The sequence below is a fragment of the Agrobacterium vitis genome, assembly GCF_037039395.1.
GTDB lineage: Bacteria > Pseudomonadota > Alphaproteobacteria > Rhizobiales > Rhizobiaceae > Allorhizobium > Allorhizobium vitis_E.
The window spans coordinates 2,164,023-2,180,000 of sequence record NZ_CP146242.1 but is presented as its reverse complement, the minus strand read 5'-3'; the positions used below and the strand labels follow the sequence as shown (position 1 = coordinate 2,180,000).

The 15,978-nt window shown below is 59.1% G+C and carries 10 protein-coding genes (1 of these 10 cut by a window edge); 3 read left to right on the top strand and 7 right to left on the bottom strand.

Translation table 11 applies throughout. The annotated features are described in order from the left end of the window. Positions 1-1,472, top strand: the 3' portion of a protein-coding gene (locus tag V6582_RS12765; protein ID WP_156632559.1) for a peptidoglycan DD-metalloendopeptidase family protein. Its footprint begins 475 nt before the window's first position; 1,472 of the gene's 1,947 nt are visible here — the last part of the coding sequence; the start codon falls outside the window, past its left edge; it ends in the stop codon at positions 1,470-1,472. A 53-nt stretch (positions 1,473-1,525) separates the two neighbouring features. On the opposite strand, the gene clpB is transcribed toward V6582_RS12765, so the two are convergent. From clpB to V6582_RS12730, 7 genes are all read right to left on the bottom strand, one after another. After that, on the bottom strand, positions 1,526-4,132 hold the full coding sequence (gene clpB, locus V6582_RS12760; protein WP_156632558.1) for an ATP-dependent chaperone ClpB: 2,607 nt from the start codon (positions 4,130-4,132) through the stop codon (positions 1,526-1,528). A gap of 151 nt (positions 4,133-4,283) precedes the next feature. Then, the gene (locus V6582_RS12755) at positions 4,284-4,406 is read right to left on the bottom strand and encodes a hypothetical protein (protein WP_272950787.1); all 123 of its coding nucleotides are present in this window, start codon (positions 4,404-4,406) and stop codon (positions 4,284-4,286) included. 41 nt (positions 4,407-4,447) lie between these two features. Further along, positions 4,448-5,320, bottom strand: a complete 873-nt coding sequence (locus V6582_RS12750; RefSeq protein WP_156632557.1) for a DUF4167 domain-containing protein — start codon at positions 5,318-5,320, stop codon at positions 4,448-4,450. 426 nt (positions 5,321-5,746) lie between these two features. Continuing rightward, entirely contained in the window at positions 5,747-6,628 is an 882-nt protein-coding gene (prmC, locus tag V6582_RS12745) for a peptide chain release factor N(5)-glutamine methyltransferase (protein ID WP_156632556.1), read from the bottom strand. After that, on the bottom strand, positions 6,625-7,704 hold the full coding sequence (gene prfA, locus V6582_RS12740; RefSeq protein WP_337739302.1) for a peptide chain release factor 1: 1,080 nt from the start codon (positions 7,702-7,704) through the stop codon (positions 6,625-6,627). The genes prmC and prfA overlap by 4 nt, the downstream gene beginning before the upstream one ends. A 27-nt stretch (positions 7,705-7,731) precedes the next feature. Next, on the bottom strand, positions 7,732-9,996 hold the full coding sequence (gene ptsP / locus V6582_RS12735; protein ID WP_156632555.1) for a phosphoenolpyruvate--protein phosphotransferase: 2,265 nt from the start codon (positions 9,994-9,996) through the stop codon (positions 7,732-7,734). An 85-nt stretch (positions 9,997-10,081) separates the two neighbouring features. After that, positions 10,082-11,356 carry an aspartate kinase gene (locus V6582_RS12730; protein WP_156632554.1) on the bottom strand — a complete coding sequence of 425 codons (1,275 nt, stop codon included), beginning with the start codon at positions 11,354-11,356 and terminating at the stop codon, positions 10,082-10,084. Positions 11,357-11,862: 506 nt separating this feature from the next. Between V6582_RS12730 and mprF the strand changes: the two genes are divergently transcribed. Together mprF and V6582_RS12720 are read left to right on the top strand one after the other, a co-directional pair. Continuing rightward, positions 11,863-14,475, top strand: a complete 2,613-nt coding sequence (mprF, locus tag V6582_RS12725) for a bifunctional lysylphosphatidylglycerol flippase/synthetase MprF (RefSeq protein WP_156632553.1) — start codon at positions 11,863-11,865, stop codon at positions 14,473-14,475. Next, positions 14,472-15,899, top strand: a complete 1,428-nt coding sequence (locus tag V6582_RS12720) for a virulence factor family protein (RefSeq protein WP_156632552.1) — start codon at positions 14,472-14,474, stop codon at positions 15,897-15,899. Before mprF ends, V6582_RS12720 begins: the two co-directional genes overlap by 4 nt. The last annotated feature ends 79 nt before the right edge of the window (positions 15,900-15,978 follow it).

Here is a 15,978-nt window from a genome sequence, read left to right as displayed (position 1 = left end):
CCCCGCGCACCGGAACAATCTACGGTTCGAACGTCGATTCCGAAATAAGCCTGAAGACGGTTGCCTTTCCTGTAAACGGCACGCCTTTCAAGGCGGCGCCAGGCATGACTTCGGACGAGGTCGAAGAAAACGTGCGATCCAATGGCTCCGTATTGACGGAAGGAACGCAACAGGTTTCCGGGCTCTATTATATAGACCCAGAGCGCTTTGCCGATCCGGATGCCGATCTCGACATAAATCCCGGCCTCTCGGCCCGCGTCGTTGAGCAAAATCTGAGCGTATCGACACCGGACCCCGTTACGCCGGATACCGACGAATATGCCGACGATATTATTCCGGTTCGCCGCGAGCAGACCATCATTGCCGCCTTGACCGGTGCGGGCTACCCCGAAGCCAAAGCCAGAGCGATTTCCGACAGCCTCAGCGAAAAATTGGGAAGCCCTTCTCTCCAGTCCGGCGATGTTCTGCGCCTCGGCATTATTCAGCGCGGAGAACAGGCCCGTGTGGTCCGGTTCAGCGCTTACCGTGGCGGCAAGCATCTGGTCACAATGGCGGTGGATGACCAGAGCCATCTGGTTGAAGGGTCCGAGCCGCCCATGCTGGATGCGATTGCAACGGCCTTTGACGAAAACAGCCCTCCCGTCATGGCAAATCGTGACTTACCCAGTATTTATGATGGGATTTACCGGGCTTCCCTTTCCTATGGGCTCAGCAAGGAACTGACGGGGCAAATGGTTCGGCTGCTGGCCAGCAGCGTGGATTTACAGGCGCCGCTGAGGCCAACCGACGGGTTGGAAGTTTTCTATTCGGCTGCGGATGAAAGCGGCAAAGCAGCCGCAGATTCAGAACTGCTTTTCCTGCGGGCGCGTTTTGGCGACACAACGACATCACTCTATCGCTTCCAGGACCCGTCCGACAATTCCGTCGATTATTTTGACGAAAACGGCAAGACCAATCGCCAGTTCCTGCTGCGCAATCCGGTCCCGAATGGCGTGTTCCGCTCAGGTTTCGGTATGCGCCGGCATCCCATCCTTGGTTATTCGCGCATGCATACCGGTGTCGATTGGGGCGCGCCATCCGGTTCGCCGATCATTGCTGCCGGCAGCGGAACGGTTGAAAAAGCCGGATGGGATTCCGGCGGCTATGGCAATCAGACGATTATTCGCCATCCGAACGGCTATGAAAGCTCCTATAACCATCAAAGCGCCATCGCCAAGGGCGTCGTTGCCGGGGCAAAGATCCGCCAGGGTCAGGTCATCGGCTGGGTGGGGACGACCGGCGAGTCCACCGGCCCGCATCTGCACTACGAAATTATCGTCAACGGCACCAAGGTCGATCCGATGAAGGTCCGGTTGCCGGACGGCAAGTCGCTGAACGGTGGCACCTTGGCAAAATTCGAGCAGGAACGGCAGCGCATTGACGATCTGCTGAGCAGTGCCGAGAAAAATCGGCAGCTTGCCGCCAACAATTGATATGACATGGAAATGGCGGCCCGAAGGCCGCCACCACTGATGCTGGGAAGGTCTTAGGCTGCGACCTGATCCATCGGCTTGACCGGCTGGATCAGTAGCCGATCCGAACCGGCGGTGATTTTCACCTCGCTACCATCAAGCACTTCGCCTGACAGGATCTGCTCGGCGAGCGGGTCCTGCAAGTATTTCTGGATCACCCGCTTCAACGGCCTTGCCCCATAAACCGGGTCGTACCCCTTATTGGCCATCCAATCGCGAGCATCACCGCCAAGATCGACAGTGATCTTGCGTTCAGCCAACAGAGCCAGGAGCCGCTGCATCTGGATCTCGACAATCGCACCCATTTCACTGCGCCGCAGGCGATGGAACAGGATGATCTCATCGACACGGTTGAGGAATTCGGGACGGAAAGAGGCCCGAACCACAGACATCACCTGGTCGCGAACACTATCGACATCCTCGTTCTCACCAAGGGCTGTCAGGTATTCGGCCCCGAGATTGGAGGTCATGATGATGATCGTGTTCTTGAAATCCACCGTGCGGCCCTGACCATCGGTCAGGCGACCGTCATCCAGAACCTGCAAGAGCACGTTGAAGACATCGGGATGCGCCTTTTCGATCTCATCGAACAGCACGACCTGATAGGGCTTGCGCCGCACCGATTCCGTCAGAGCGCCGCCTTCCTCATAGCCGACATAGCCCGGAGGCGCACCGATCAGCCGGGATACGGAGTGTTTCTCCATATATTCCGACATGTCGAGGCGAACCATCGCCGTTTCATCATCGAACAGAAACCGAGCCAGCGACTTGGTCAACTCTGTCTTGCCGACGCCAGTCGGGCCGAGGAAGATGAAGGAGCCAATCGGCCGGTTGGGGTCCTGAAGTCCGGCCCGCGACCGGCGCACAGCCCGCGACACGGCCTGCACCGCATCGCCCTGCCCGACCACCGATTTTGCCAGCTCGTCTTCCATTCTCAGCAGCTTTTCCCGTTCGCCCTGCAACATCCGGTCCACCGGAATGCCAGTCCAACGCGAGACGATATGAGCGATATTGTCGGGTGTCACCACTTCCTGCACCATGCTGGCCGCGCCAGAGGCATCCTTTGCCTCGGCATCGGTCAACTGCTTTTCGAGGCCTGGAATAACACCATAGGCCAGTTCGCCAGCGCGCTGGAATTCGCCCTTGCGCTGGGCGATGGCCAGGTCGTTACGTGCTTCATCCAGCTGACGCTTCAGATCGGCGGCAAGACCGAGCTTCTGTTTTTCCGACTGCCAGCGGGCCGTCAGCGCATCGGCTTCTTCTTCCAGCGAGGCCAATTCGCTTTCCAGCCGCTTCAAGCGGTCGGCGGAGGCGATATCGGTTTCCTTCTTCAGGGCTTCCCGCTCGATCTTCAACTGAATGATACGGCGGTCCAATTCATCCAGCTCTTCCGGCTTGGAGTCCACCTGCATGCGAAGACGCGAGGCAGCTTCGTCCATCAAGTCGATGGCTTTGTCCGGCAGGAAGCGGTCGGTGATGTAACGGTTCGACAAGGTCGCAGCGGCGACGATGGCCGAATCGGCAATCCGCACCTTGTGATGCTGCTCATATTTTTCCTTGAGGCCGCGCAGGATGGAAATCGTGTCTTCCACCGTCGGCTCGTCCACCATCACCGGCTGGAAACGCCGTGCAAGAGCCGGGTCTTTTTCCACGTGCTTGCGATATTCGTCCAGCGTCGTCGCGCCAACGCAATGCAATTCGCCACGCGCCAGTGCGGGTTTTAGCAAGTTGGACGCATCCATGGCGCCATCGCTCTTGCCCGCGCCGACCAGCGTGTGCATTTCGTCGATGAACAGGATGATCTCGCCGTTATCGGCCTGAACCTCGTTCAACACCGCCTTCAAACGTTCCTCGAATTCGCCGCGATACTTGGCCCCGGCAATCAGGGAGCCCATATCCAGCGCCATCAGTTTCTTGTCTTTCAGACTTTCCGGCACATCGCCATTGACGATACGAATAGCCAGACCTTCGGCAATCGCCGTCTTGCCAACGCCGGGTTCACCGATCAGGACTGGATTGTTCTTGGTGCGGCGTGACAGGACTTGCATCGTGCGGCGAATTTCATCGTCGCGACCGATCACCGGATCAAGCCGGCCTTCTCGCGCCTCTGCCGTCAGGTCGCGGGCGTATTTCTTCAAGGCGTCGAAGCCCTGTTCGGCATTGGCGGTGTCAGCGGTGCGTCCCTTGCGGACATCATTGATCACCTGGTTCAACGCCGCAGCCGTAACCCCGCCCTTTTTCAGGCTGGCGGATGTGGATGCCGAGGTTTCGACCGCCAGGGCCAGCAAAAGCCGCTCGACGGTAACGAAACTGTCGCCCGCCTTCTTGGCTGCGTCTTCTGCGGTGGAAAACACCCGGGCCAGGGGCTGGGCAAGATAGACCTGACCATTACCGCCAGACACTTTCGGCAGCTTGGCGAGTGCCGCGTCATTGGCGATCCTGACTTCCTTTGGATCGCCGCCCGCGCGGCTGATCAGCGAGGAGGCCATGCCCTGCTCATCATCCAGAAGTACTTTCAACACATGTTCAGGGGTAAATTGCTGGTGGCCTTCCGACAGCGCCTGCGTCTGGGCAGACTGCAAGAAGCCGCGCACCCGTTCGGAATATTTTTCAACGTTCATCTTCGCTCTCCAGTCTCCAGGCCGCCCGTCAAGGCACGGCATGGGTTTTGAGGATCAGGCCCCCATTCGGCAGGCCCGGTGATTGAATCCAATCCTCTAAAGGGATTCTATTCAATTCGTCAAAGCTGATATGGGGAGGCGATTTTGCCCTTTAAAGAGCGGCTTGCGACAAAAAATCACCCGCTCTTGATGAAGCGCAAGCAACCGAAAACAAACCACCAAAAAATGAAAAAGCCCCTGCTCCAGAAAGGGAGAAGGGGCTAATTGTGGTCATCGGCAATTCCAGAGTCTGTCTGGTTCAATCACCGATGGATATTATTCCGAAACGATATCGACAAGAGCCGGAGCATCGCCATTATTGGCCTTGTCGCGACCCTTGGCCGCTGGCTTGCCTTCGGCGCTGGCCTCACCGCCTTCGGCAGCAATCTCTTCAGCCGTGCGGCGCGGACGGCGCGGACGGGCAGCGGGCGTGCGGCGTCGGGTTTGGGGCCGATCCGACTTCGCGCTGGCCTGCTGTGCGCTTTCCTCAGCGGCAAATTCAGCTTCAACCGGGGTCTGCTCAATCACCGGCTGCGGTCCGCTTCCGGCAATATCCAGCTCAGGTTGCGACTGGGCAATCGGCTGCGGACGGCGGTCCTGATGAGTGCGCTCGCGGCGTTCCGGACGCTCCGTGCGTTCTGGCCGCTCGGCCCGTTCTGGACGGTCCTGACGTTCCGCGCGCTCTGGACGCTCCTGCTGGGCGCGCTCTGGCTGAACCCGTTCCTGCTGGATGCGGGGCTGCTGAACCGGCATTTCAGGCTGTGGCTGGTAGCCACGGTCCAGACCGTTATCGCCCTCGTCGCCATCCATATCGGAACCGTCGCGGTCATTATAGTCGCGATCGTCGCGATGGACCCGCTCCTGCATCTGCGCCTGGGCGGCGGCAATGATGCGATTATAATGCTCGGCATGCTGCAAATAGTTCTCGGCCATGACCCGGTCGCCGGAACTATGCGAATCGCGCGCCAGCGCCATATATTTTTCAGCGATATGCTGCGCCGTGCCGCGGATCTTCACGTCAGGACCCGAACTGTCATAGGTGCGGGTCAGCGGGTTGGAGCCCTTGCGGTTGAAATTATTGCCGTTGTTATTATTGCTTCCGCCACTGCTACGCCCCCGACTGCGCTTGTTTTGCTGTCCTGGCCTCATCGATTACTCACCTGATTTCTGTCTTGCTGATATGAGGGCGACGCGGCCCGTTCGCTAAATCGAACCGGGGCTCCACGCGCTGCGGGGCATACTGCGCCAATGCAACATACGGCCGCTGGTGACTATCACAGCTCCTTGCATTCTATAAAATGCGTGAGGGTCGACTGTAACACGTTAACATTCTGCATAATTTTTGCCCTTAACCCGACCTCGGCTTAAGGAATCAAGCAGTAAATTATTTGATCCACGCACCAGGATCATTCGCGCCGCTACCGTCTCCTTAAGGAGACATGTTTGCGGTCGACCCAGAGCCAAACGAATCCTTGTTCATTCCCCGCTGCCCGGTGCGTGTCTGCAACCTATCCCGCTTCCTTTCGAAAACCAAGCCCTTTCTTTGCATTGCAGAAAGTTCCTTGGTGAATACCACTATAGTTGCGGTCCGGTCTGAGCAAACAACAGAATCCGATCATTATCGCCGTGATCCTTCGCGCTTTCCACAAGAACGAAGCTATTGTTTGCGAAAAGTTGCGTCACTGCCATCGCCTGATCGTAACCGATTTCCACCCCAACCAGACCGCTGGGCTTCAGAAAATCAGCGGCCCCAGCGGCAATTGCCCGGTAAGCATCCAGCCCATCGGCGCCGCCGTCAAGTGCTACGGCAGGATCATAAAGCCGAACGTCAGGGGCCAGATCTTCAATGACCCTGCTGACAATATAGGGTGGATTCGACAGAATGATGTCAAAACTGCCTGACAAATCCTTGTACCAATGGCTTTGTAGCGTCTCGAACCGGTCTGCAAGGTTATTGGCTGCGGCGTTCTGCCGCGCCGTTGCCAGCGCTTCGGCGGAAATATCGGTCGCCAATGCCGTAGCTGCCGGACATTCCTGCAAAAGCGCCAATGCAATCGCGCCGGTACCCGTCCCCATATCCAGCAGGCGGACGCTGCCATGCTTCGCCACCATCGCATGAAGATACGGCAAAACACGCTCGATCAGGATTTCCGTATCGGGCCGCGGTTCCAATGTCGCTGGCGACAAAGCCAGTTCCAGGCCGTAAAAGGCCCGCCGTCCCAAAATCCGGTGGACAGGCTCGAACATCAACCGCCGCTCGACTGCCGCCTCGATCAGGCTCGTCTCATCGGCGCTCAAAACCCGATTGTCCTGCACGATAAGATCGGTCGCCGTCAGTCCAAGAAGACCGGCGATCAAGGTCCGCGCGTCGCTTGGCGCATCGGCGATAGCCGCTTGCGCAAACCGGAGACGGGCGGCAGTAAGCGCCTGCTTCAGCGTCACCGGTGCGCCATTCATGCCTGTTCGCCGAGTTGCGCCAATTGCCCAGCCTGATAATCGGCGATCAGGGCATCGACCACTTCATCGATTTCGCCGATCATCATCCGGTCGAGCTTGTAGAGGGTCAGGTTGATACGGTGATCGGTCACACGGCCCTGCGGGAAATTATAGGTACGGATGCGCTCCGAACGATCGCCGGAGCCGACCTGGCTCTTGCGATCCGCCGACCGTTCGCTGTCGGCCCGCTGGCGCTCCATGTCGAACAGGCGCGAGCGCAGTACCTGCATGGCCTTCGCCCGGTTCTGGTGCTGGGATTTTTCCGAGCTGGTCACCACCAGGCCAGTCGGCAGATGTGTAATACGCACCGCAGAATCCGTAGTGTTGACGTGCTGGCCGCCCGCCCCGGAAGAACGCATCGTGTCGATGCGAATGTCTTCGGCCCGAACCTCGATATCGATCTCTTCCGCCTCCGGCAAAACCGCCACGGTGGCAGCCGAGGTATGGATACGCCCTTGGGTCTCCGTATCGGGAACGCGCTGGACGCGGTGAACACCGGATTCGAATTTCAGCTTGGAAAACACCCCGCGTCCGGTCACGGTGGCGATGATTTCCTTAAAACCGCCGGCATCGCCTTCGCTGGAAGACAGGACCTCGACTTTCCAGCCCTTGCCCGCCGCAAAGCGCTCATACATGCGAAACAGGTCACCGGCAAACAGCGCGGCTTCGGACCCACCCGTTCCGGCACGGATTTCCAGGATCGCACTTTTCTCGTCGGCGGCATCCTTGGGCAAAAGCTGGATCTGGATTTCCTTTTCCAGTCCTTCGAGCCGTGCCTCGACATCCGGCAGTTCCATTTCCGCCAGATCGCGCATCTCGCGGTCCGTACCCTTGTCGGCCAGAAGCGCCTTTAGATCGGCAACTTCCTTTTCTGCCAACCCCAATTCCCGGATGGCTTTGACCACCGGCTGCAACTCGGAATATTCCGAGGCAAGCTTGACATAGACATCGGCAGCAGGCCCGGCGGACATGCGCGCCTCGATTTCGCCAAACCGGCGCTCAAGCTCGCGCATTTTATCGACAGGAAGCTTCGCCACCCTTTACCTCTTGTTTTTCTTCAGAAATCAGACCGGAACGCCGTTCTGTTCGGCAAACCGTGTCAGGAAAGCCCGGATCGGCTCACTTGGCCTGTTGTCGTCCAGCAACGCATTCAACTCGGCGGAAAGCCTGCCGATATCCAATTGCAACAGCATGGCCTTGATCGGACCGATGGCCGTCGGCGACATCGACACCGAGCGGAAGCCGATAGCAAACAGCGCCATGGATGACAACGGCTTTCCCGCCATCTCGCCGCACAGCGTTACCGGCGTATCGTGCCGGTCGGCAGCGCGGACAATATCGCGCAGAATGCGCAGGAAAGGCCGGCCCAGATTATCGAACCGGTCGGATACCCGGGCATTGCCCCGGTCGACCGCCATGGAAAACTGGAACAGGTCATTGGAGCCAACCGAGACGAAATCCACTTCCTGCATCAACTCGTCGAGTTGCCACATAAGCGCGGGAACTTCCAACATCACGCCGAATTGCAGCCGCTTTGGCAGGCCATGGCCGAATTTGGAAATATGCTGCACTTCCTTTTGCAGCAATTCGCGGGCGGCGCGGATTTCCGACACTTCCGTCACCATTGGCAGCATCATCTTCAGCTCACCGCCAGCAGCAGCCTTCAACAGCGCCCGCATCTGGGTGCGCAACAGGCCGGGCCGGTCCAGCGACAGACGGATGGCGCGCCAGCCGAGAGCCGGGTTTTCTTCCTCGTGGCTGCGGAAATAGGGCAGAACCTTGTCGCCACCGATATCCAGAGTACGGAAGGTGACGGGCCGGCCCTTCGCCTGTTTCAGCACATTGCGATAAAGCGCTTCCTGCTCATCGGCCTTGGGCATGGTGGACGCGATCATGAATTGCAGCTCAGTGCGGAACAGGCCAATGCCCTCGGCCCCTGATTCGGCCAATTGCGGCAGATCGACCATCAATCCGGCATTCATCTGCAATTTGATTCGCTGGCCGTCCTTGCTGAGCGGCTCGACATCGCGCAGCGCCCTGAACTGTTCCTGACGGCGGGCGCGCAGCTTGACCTTTTCCTCATAGGCCGTTTGCAGATCGACCATCGGCCGCACATGCACCTTGCCGTCATCGCCGTCGATAATAACGGGATCGCCATTTTCAGCCAGCGCCACGGCACCGGCTGCCTGTCCGACGACGGCAATGCCCATAGCACGGGCGACGATCACCACATGGCTGGTAACAGCACCGTCCTCGAGTACCAGACCGCGAATGTTCTGGCGCGGATAATCGAGCAGTTCCGCAGCGCCCATGGCACGGGCGAAAATCACCGCATCCGAGGGAAATCCTTCGGCACTGCTGCCGGAAAATCCGGTCAATTGCCGCAGCAACCGATTGGCCAGATCGTCAAAATCATGCATGCGCTCGCGCATATAGGGATCGGTCAGGCGCATCATCCGCGCCTTGGTATCGCTCTGGACCTTTTCAACCGCCGCTTCCGCCGTCAGGCCGTTGCGGATCGCCTCTTCCATACGCCGCACCCAGCCCTGATCATGGGCAAACATCCGGTAGGTTTCCAGCACCTCGCGATGTTCGCCTTCCATGGCCACTTCGCGGCGCGACAGCATGTCATCGATGGAGATGCGCAGGGAGCCGAGCGATTCGGCCATCCGCTTCAGCTCGGTCTCGGTATCCTCGTTCAAGAGATTGGTGACGACGATGCGCGGCTCGTGCAGCACGACATGGCCAAGGCCGATGCCCTCGCTATAGCTATCGCCATCGATGGTCACGGCCCGCGTCAGGTCCAGTTCGAGGCCAGGCCGGGTAATCTTCTTCAAATCGCCAGTGGCAATCATTTCGGCCAGCACCATGGCCGTGGTTTCAAGCGCTTCAAGCTCGTCTTCCCGATAATTCCGTTGCGCCTTGTTCTGGACGACAAGAACGCCAAGACTGCGGCCAGCCCGCAAAATCGGCACGCCGAGGAAGGAATGATAAATTTCCTCACCGGTTTCAGGGAGATAGCGGAAAGCTGGATGCGCCTGCGCATCGGAAAGATTGAGCGGTTGGGCGGATGCGGCGATGGTGCCGACCAGACCTTGCCCCATTTTCAGCTGGGCCAGATGCACCGCGTCGGGATTGAGGCCTTCCGTCGCATAGAGCTCCAGCACACCATCGGAGCGCAGCACATAAACGGAGCAGACTTCGGCAACCATATTGCTCGCGATCTGGCGAGTGATACGGTCAAGACGCTCCTGAGGCTCAAGGGGCTCCGCCATCAATTCGCGAAGCCGCTTGAGGAGGACGCGCGGACCTGCGGAAAGGTCTCTCATCGCGTGCATGCTCCCGATAATGACAATCCAGGCGCGAAATGCGCCCGGAGGTAGTGATCAAGGGTGGCAAATTCCCACCCGTTGATCAAGCCTTATCGAGACCGTAGCAGGAATGCAAAGTGCGAACAGCCAATTCGGCGTAAGGACCGTCGATCAGGATAGAAATCTTGATTTCGGAGGTGGTGATCGCCTTGATATTGATGCCTTTATCGGCAAGTGCGCGGAAAGCGGTCGCCGCAACCCCTGCATGGCTGCGCATGCCGATGCCGATCACCGAGACCTTGACCAGGCCCTTTTCGCTCTGCACCACGTCGAAACCGATTTTCTCCTGGTTGTCGGAGAGCACTTGCAGCGCCTTATCCACATCGCCGGAGGGGACGGTAAAGGTCATATCGGTCTTGGAACCGTCCTCGGAAATATTCTGGACGATCATATCGACATTGATATGCGATTCGGACAAAGGCCCGAAAATCGCCGCCGAGACGCCGGGACGGTCGGCCAGCCGGCGCAGGGATATCTGGGCTTCGTCCTTGGCATAGGCAATGCCGGTCACAACTTCCTGTTCCACGATCTCTTCCTCATCGCAAATCAACGTTCCGGGCGGGTTCAGCACATCGCCCATGCCCGGAGCATCGGGATCTTCAAAGCTCGAGCGCACGAAGGTGCGCACCTTGTGTACCATGGCCAGTTCGACGGAGCGCACCTGCAATACCTTGGCGCCAAGCGAAGCCATTTCCAGCATTTCCTCAAACGCCACCTTTTTCAGGCGGCGCGCCTTGGGCTCGATGCGCGGATCGGTGGTATAGACACCGTCGACATCGGTATAGATATCGCAACGGTCGGCCTTGACGGCCGCAGCGATTGCCACCGCCGAGGTATCGGACCCGCCGCGGCCTAGCGTGGCGATGCGATTGTCCGGGCCAATGCCCTGGAAACCGGCCACCACGGCCACCTGGCCCTCGCCCATGCGGCGGATGATATCGGAACCGTCGATGTCCTGAATGCGGGCCGCGCCATGGGCATTGTCGGTCTTGATGGCAATCTGCCAGCCCTGCCAGGAGCGGGCATTGATGCCGAGCGATTGCAGGGCAATGGCCAGAAGACCTGATGTCACCTGCTCACCGGAGGCCACGATAGCGTCATATTCACGCGCATCATAGAAAGGCGAAGCGGCACCAGCGACCTTGGGCATTGACTGCACCCAGTCCACCAATTCGTTGGTCTTGCCGGACATGGCCGAAACCACGACGGCAACTTCGTGGCCGGCATCCACTTCACGTTTCACATGCCGCGCCACGTTGTGAATGCGTTCAAGATTGGCGACGGATGTACCGCCGAATTTCATCACAATACGCGCCATGGCCCGACCGTCTCGACCTCAAACCTGTGCCGGACATGTCCGGCTGAAACCAATCTCCGCATTTCACAATGCGGCTGGCGGGCTTTTAGACAATTCGGGGCCAAGGTGCAACGGCAAGTTCATCGCATTGAGGCGGCATCGTCGCCGCTCTCCATGCAAACGTTTTTGTCATGAATTTGGGATACCCCATTCAGCGATAATTCAGTAGAGAACGGCTACATGCCCGATACGGTTAAGATTTACCGCATATTTCCTTAAACCTGTCAGGGTTTCAGAAGAAAGTCATGCGGCGGATGCAAACCGGGCATAGGCGCTACATATAATACCAAGTCTTGAAGATGCTCGCGCATCCCCGACTTGGAAAAATTGAAAATATCTCAAATGCGTCAGAGGCTTGAGATGTTTTCAAAGGGAATACGAAGAGTCATTTTCAATGAAGCTTCGTAGGAAGTGCTGCCGCGCACCGGTCGCGGCAATCACACGCAGTCAATGAAAGGGACGATCGCATGGCAGCCGAAATACAATCCGAGAGCCAGGAAAGCGCGGAGTCGCCGACCAGGTCCGGATGGCGGGCAGCCCTAGCCGATTATGGCAGGGCGATTGCCGCCGTGTTCACGCTGGTCATTTTCGCCGCCGTAGCGCTGGCGATCTACCGGCTGACGGAAGAAGTCAGCTATGACGACGTCGTCTCGGCCATGGCCACTACCGGCTATGACCAGATCCTCTTGGCGGTGGTGTTTACCGCGCTCAGCTTCCTGTCGCTTTGTCTCTACGACTGGAACGCCATGGAATTCATCGGCCGCAAGCGTCCGATGGCGGAAGTGGCGCTGACCGCCTTTAGTGCCTATGCGGTTGGCAATGCGGCGGGCTTCGGCATGCTGTCGGGTGGCGCGATCCGCTACCGGGCCTATTCGCGGGCAGGCCTTGCCCCGGATGAAATCGGTCGTGTCATCGCCTTCGTCACCCTGTCCTTCAGCCTGGGGCTTGCCGCTGTCACCGCGCTATCGCTTATTCCGATGTCGTCGGAAATCGCGCCGCTGCTGAATATCAACCCGCTCTGGCTGCGCGGCCTGGCGATTGCCATCGTCCTCGGCTTTGCCGTGCTGATCGTCATCGGCCAGCGCCGCAGCCTGACATTTGCCGGCGTGACGCTGCGGATGGCCGATACCCCGACCCTGTCGCGGCAGTTTCTGGTCACCGTAGCCGATCTGGCCTTTTCCGCCTCGGTCGTCTATGCGCTCTTGCCGGAACAGGCCGCCATTTCCTGGCCGGCCTTCTTTGCGATCTATTCCATTGCCATCGGGATCGGCGTGCTCAGCCACGTGCCTGCCGGTATCGGCGTGTTTGAAACCGTCATCATCGCCGCCCTTGGCCCGACCACCAATATCGACGCGGTGCTTGCCTCGCTGGTGGTCTACCGCCTGATCTATTATGTTTTGCCGCTGATTCTGGCCATCGTATTGGTGACGATCACCGAGCTGCGCCATTATTCCAAAACCCCGGCGCTGGCCGGGGTCGGGCGCACGGCGGCCCGAATATCACCTGCACTTCTCGGCGCCCTGACCTTCATTCTCGGCGTCATGCTGATTTTCTCCAGCGTCACGCCGACGCCGGAAAGCAATCTGGAATTCCTGCAAAACATCGTGCCGCTGCCCGTGGTGGAAGGTGCGCATTTCTTCACCAGCTTGCTTGGGCTGTTTCTGGTCATCGCGGCGCGCGGCCTTGCCCAGCGGCTGGACGGCGCGTGGTGGGCGGCCATGGTCGGGGCCTCAACCGCCCTGGTCCTGTCGCTGCTGAAAGCCTTTGCGGTGCTGGAAGCCTCGGCGCTGGCCATCCTGCTGATCGGCCTGTTCGCCAGCAAGCGGCTGTTCATTCGCCCCGCCTCGCTGTTTCGCCAGGTGCTGACATCGTCCTGGCTGACTGCCATCGCCCTGATCTGCATTTTTGCCTGCTTCATCCTGTTCTTCGTCTATCGCGATGTCGATTACACCCGCTCTCTCTGGTGGGAATTCGAGTTTTCGGAAGAGGCGCCGCGCTCGCTGCGCGCCATGCTGGGCCTGACCATCTTCTCGTCGGCGCTGGCGGTCTTCAGCCTGTTACGCCCCGCAGCGCCCGCCGTGACGCCGTCAAGCCCGGAAGATATCGAGAAGGCCGTGGCCATTCTCAGCAAGTCGGATGTGGCCGATAGCAATCTGGTGCGCACCGGCGACAAGGCCGTGATGTTTTCACCGGATGGCCTCGCTTTCCTGATGTATGGCAAGCAGGGACGCTCGTGGATCGCCTTTCTCGATCCGGTCGGGCCGAAAAAGTCCCGCGACGAACTGGTTTGGCAATTTGTTGAATCGGCTCGTCTGGCCGGCTGCCGGGCCGTCTTCTATCAGGCCTCACCCGTGCTGCTGCCAGCGATTGCCGATGCCGGCATGCAGGCCTTTAAACTGGGAGAACTGGCGGTCGTCGATCTCTCCCGCTTCGACCTGAAGGGCGGGAAATGGGCCAATCTGCGCCAGAGCGCCGCCAAGGCCGAACGTGACGGGCTGAGTTATGAAATCATCGCTCTCACCGACGTGCCTGGAATTCTCGAGGATTTGCGCACAGTGTCGGATGGCTGGCTTGCCCAGCACCGCGCCAAGGAAAAGGGCTTTTCCCTCGGTGCGTTCACTGATGACTATATCCTGAGCCAGCCGGTGATCGTGCTGCGTTTCGAAGGCCGGATCGTCGCTTTTGCCAATATTCTGGTAACGGAAACCAAGGCCGAGGCCTCCATCGACCTGATGCGCTTTTCGCCGGAGGCGCCGAAGGGATCGATGGACTATCTGTTCGTCAGCCTGCTGACCCATCTGCGCAGCGAAGGTTACGGACATTTCAACCTTGGCATGGCGCCCCTATCGGGCCTGTCGAGACGCGATGTGGCCCCGGTCTGGGATCGCATTGCCAACACATTCTATGAGCATGGTGAGCGCTTCTACAATTTCAAGGGGCTTCGGGCTTTCAAGACAAAGTTTCATCCCGAATGGCAACCCCGCTATCTCGCCGTGTCAGGCGGCCTCAGTCCGGTCATCGCGCTCCTGGACGCAACTCTCCTGATCGGTGGCGGTCTGAAAGGCGTGGTAAAGAAATGAAATCGTCAACTTATCGTCTCACCAAGGGCAACCTGGCCCGCAATTGTCTGGCCGCTGGCGTTCTGGCATGGGCGTCGTCCACAGCTGTTTTCGTGCAGCCCGCCCTGGCCGAGGACCCGCAATACGAAACAGGCACGATACCCGATCCGGTCATCGCCATGCCAGACGACAAGCCGAAATCCATCGTTTTCCTGTTGTCCGACAAGGACGGCTGGAGCGACAAGATGAAGGCCGAGGCGGAAAGATTGCGCAGCAACGGCTCGATTGTCGTCGGCATCGATACGCCGCGTTATCTGCAATCCCTGCAAGCCGATCTGAAGTCGTCCGATGAGGACGATTGCATCTATACCGTTTCAGACATCGAGGATCTGTCCCATCAGATCCAGCGGCATGTTGGTGGCGCGGATTACCTGCCGCCGCTGGTGGCGGGCATCGGCGAAGGCGGTACGCTGGCCCTGGCGATCCTGGCCCAGACACCCAACGCGACCATCGGCGAAACGCTGGCGGTCGACCCCGGCGACGTCATTCCCCTGCCAGAGCAGTTCTGTACTCCGGCGGTAAAGACCGAAAAGAACGGTGGCATCGTCTATGGCCTGACCGACGGCGCGCTACCAGATCCGGCCAGCGTCCGGTTTTCGCCGTCTGCCGATCCTGCCGGGCGTGCCCATGTTGCCGATCTCCTGAAGGACCATTCCGACATCGACGTGGCCGACAGCCAGAAGCCCGCCGCCCAGACCCTGTCGGATGGCATCGACGTGATGATCGCAGCCACCGCCAAGGAAGCCTCGCCTCTCGGCTTGCCGCTGACACTGATGGATGTCGACAAACCCGCCTTCGATACGATGGCGATCATCTATTCCGGCGACGGTGGCTGGCGCGATATCGACAGCGAAATGGCCTCCTATTTCCAGAGTGAAGGCCTGCCGGTCGTCGGCGTTGATTCGCTTCGCTATTTCTGGTCGGAGCGCAAACCGCAGGAAACAGCGGACGATCTCGCCCGTATTATCACCGCCTTCACCAAGCGCTGGAAGGTCAAGCATGTGATGCTGGTCGGCTTCTCCTTCGGCGCGGACATTACCCCCCCGGTCTATAATCTTCTGCCGGACAATATCCGCCAGAAAATCAATCAGGTGTCGCTGCTGTCCATGTCGCAGGCATCCGATTTCGAGATTTCGGTGACTGGCTGGCTGGGCGCGAAAAGCAGCGGCGCTGGCGGCGATCCAACCAAGGAAGTCGCCAAAATGCCGGCAGGCCTGGTGCAATGCCTGTATGGCGCAGATGACGAGGAAGATGACGGTTGCCACAAGCTCGACCCCAAGAAGGTCGATGTCGTCAAGCTTGAAGGCGGTCACCATTTCGATGGCGACTATGAAGCCCTGGCCAAACTGCTTCTGGATCGACTGAAAACCCGCAAGCTGGATTGATAAAGCAGGCCCGGCGGTCACATCCCGCTCTACCTTTGCGCACCATATGACCCTTGCGCACCATATAGAGTGCGCGACA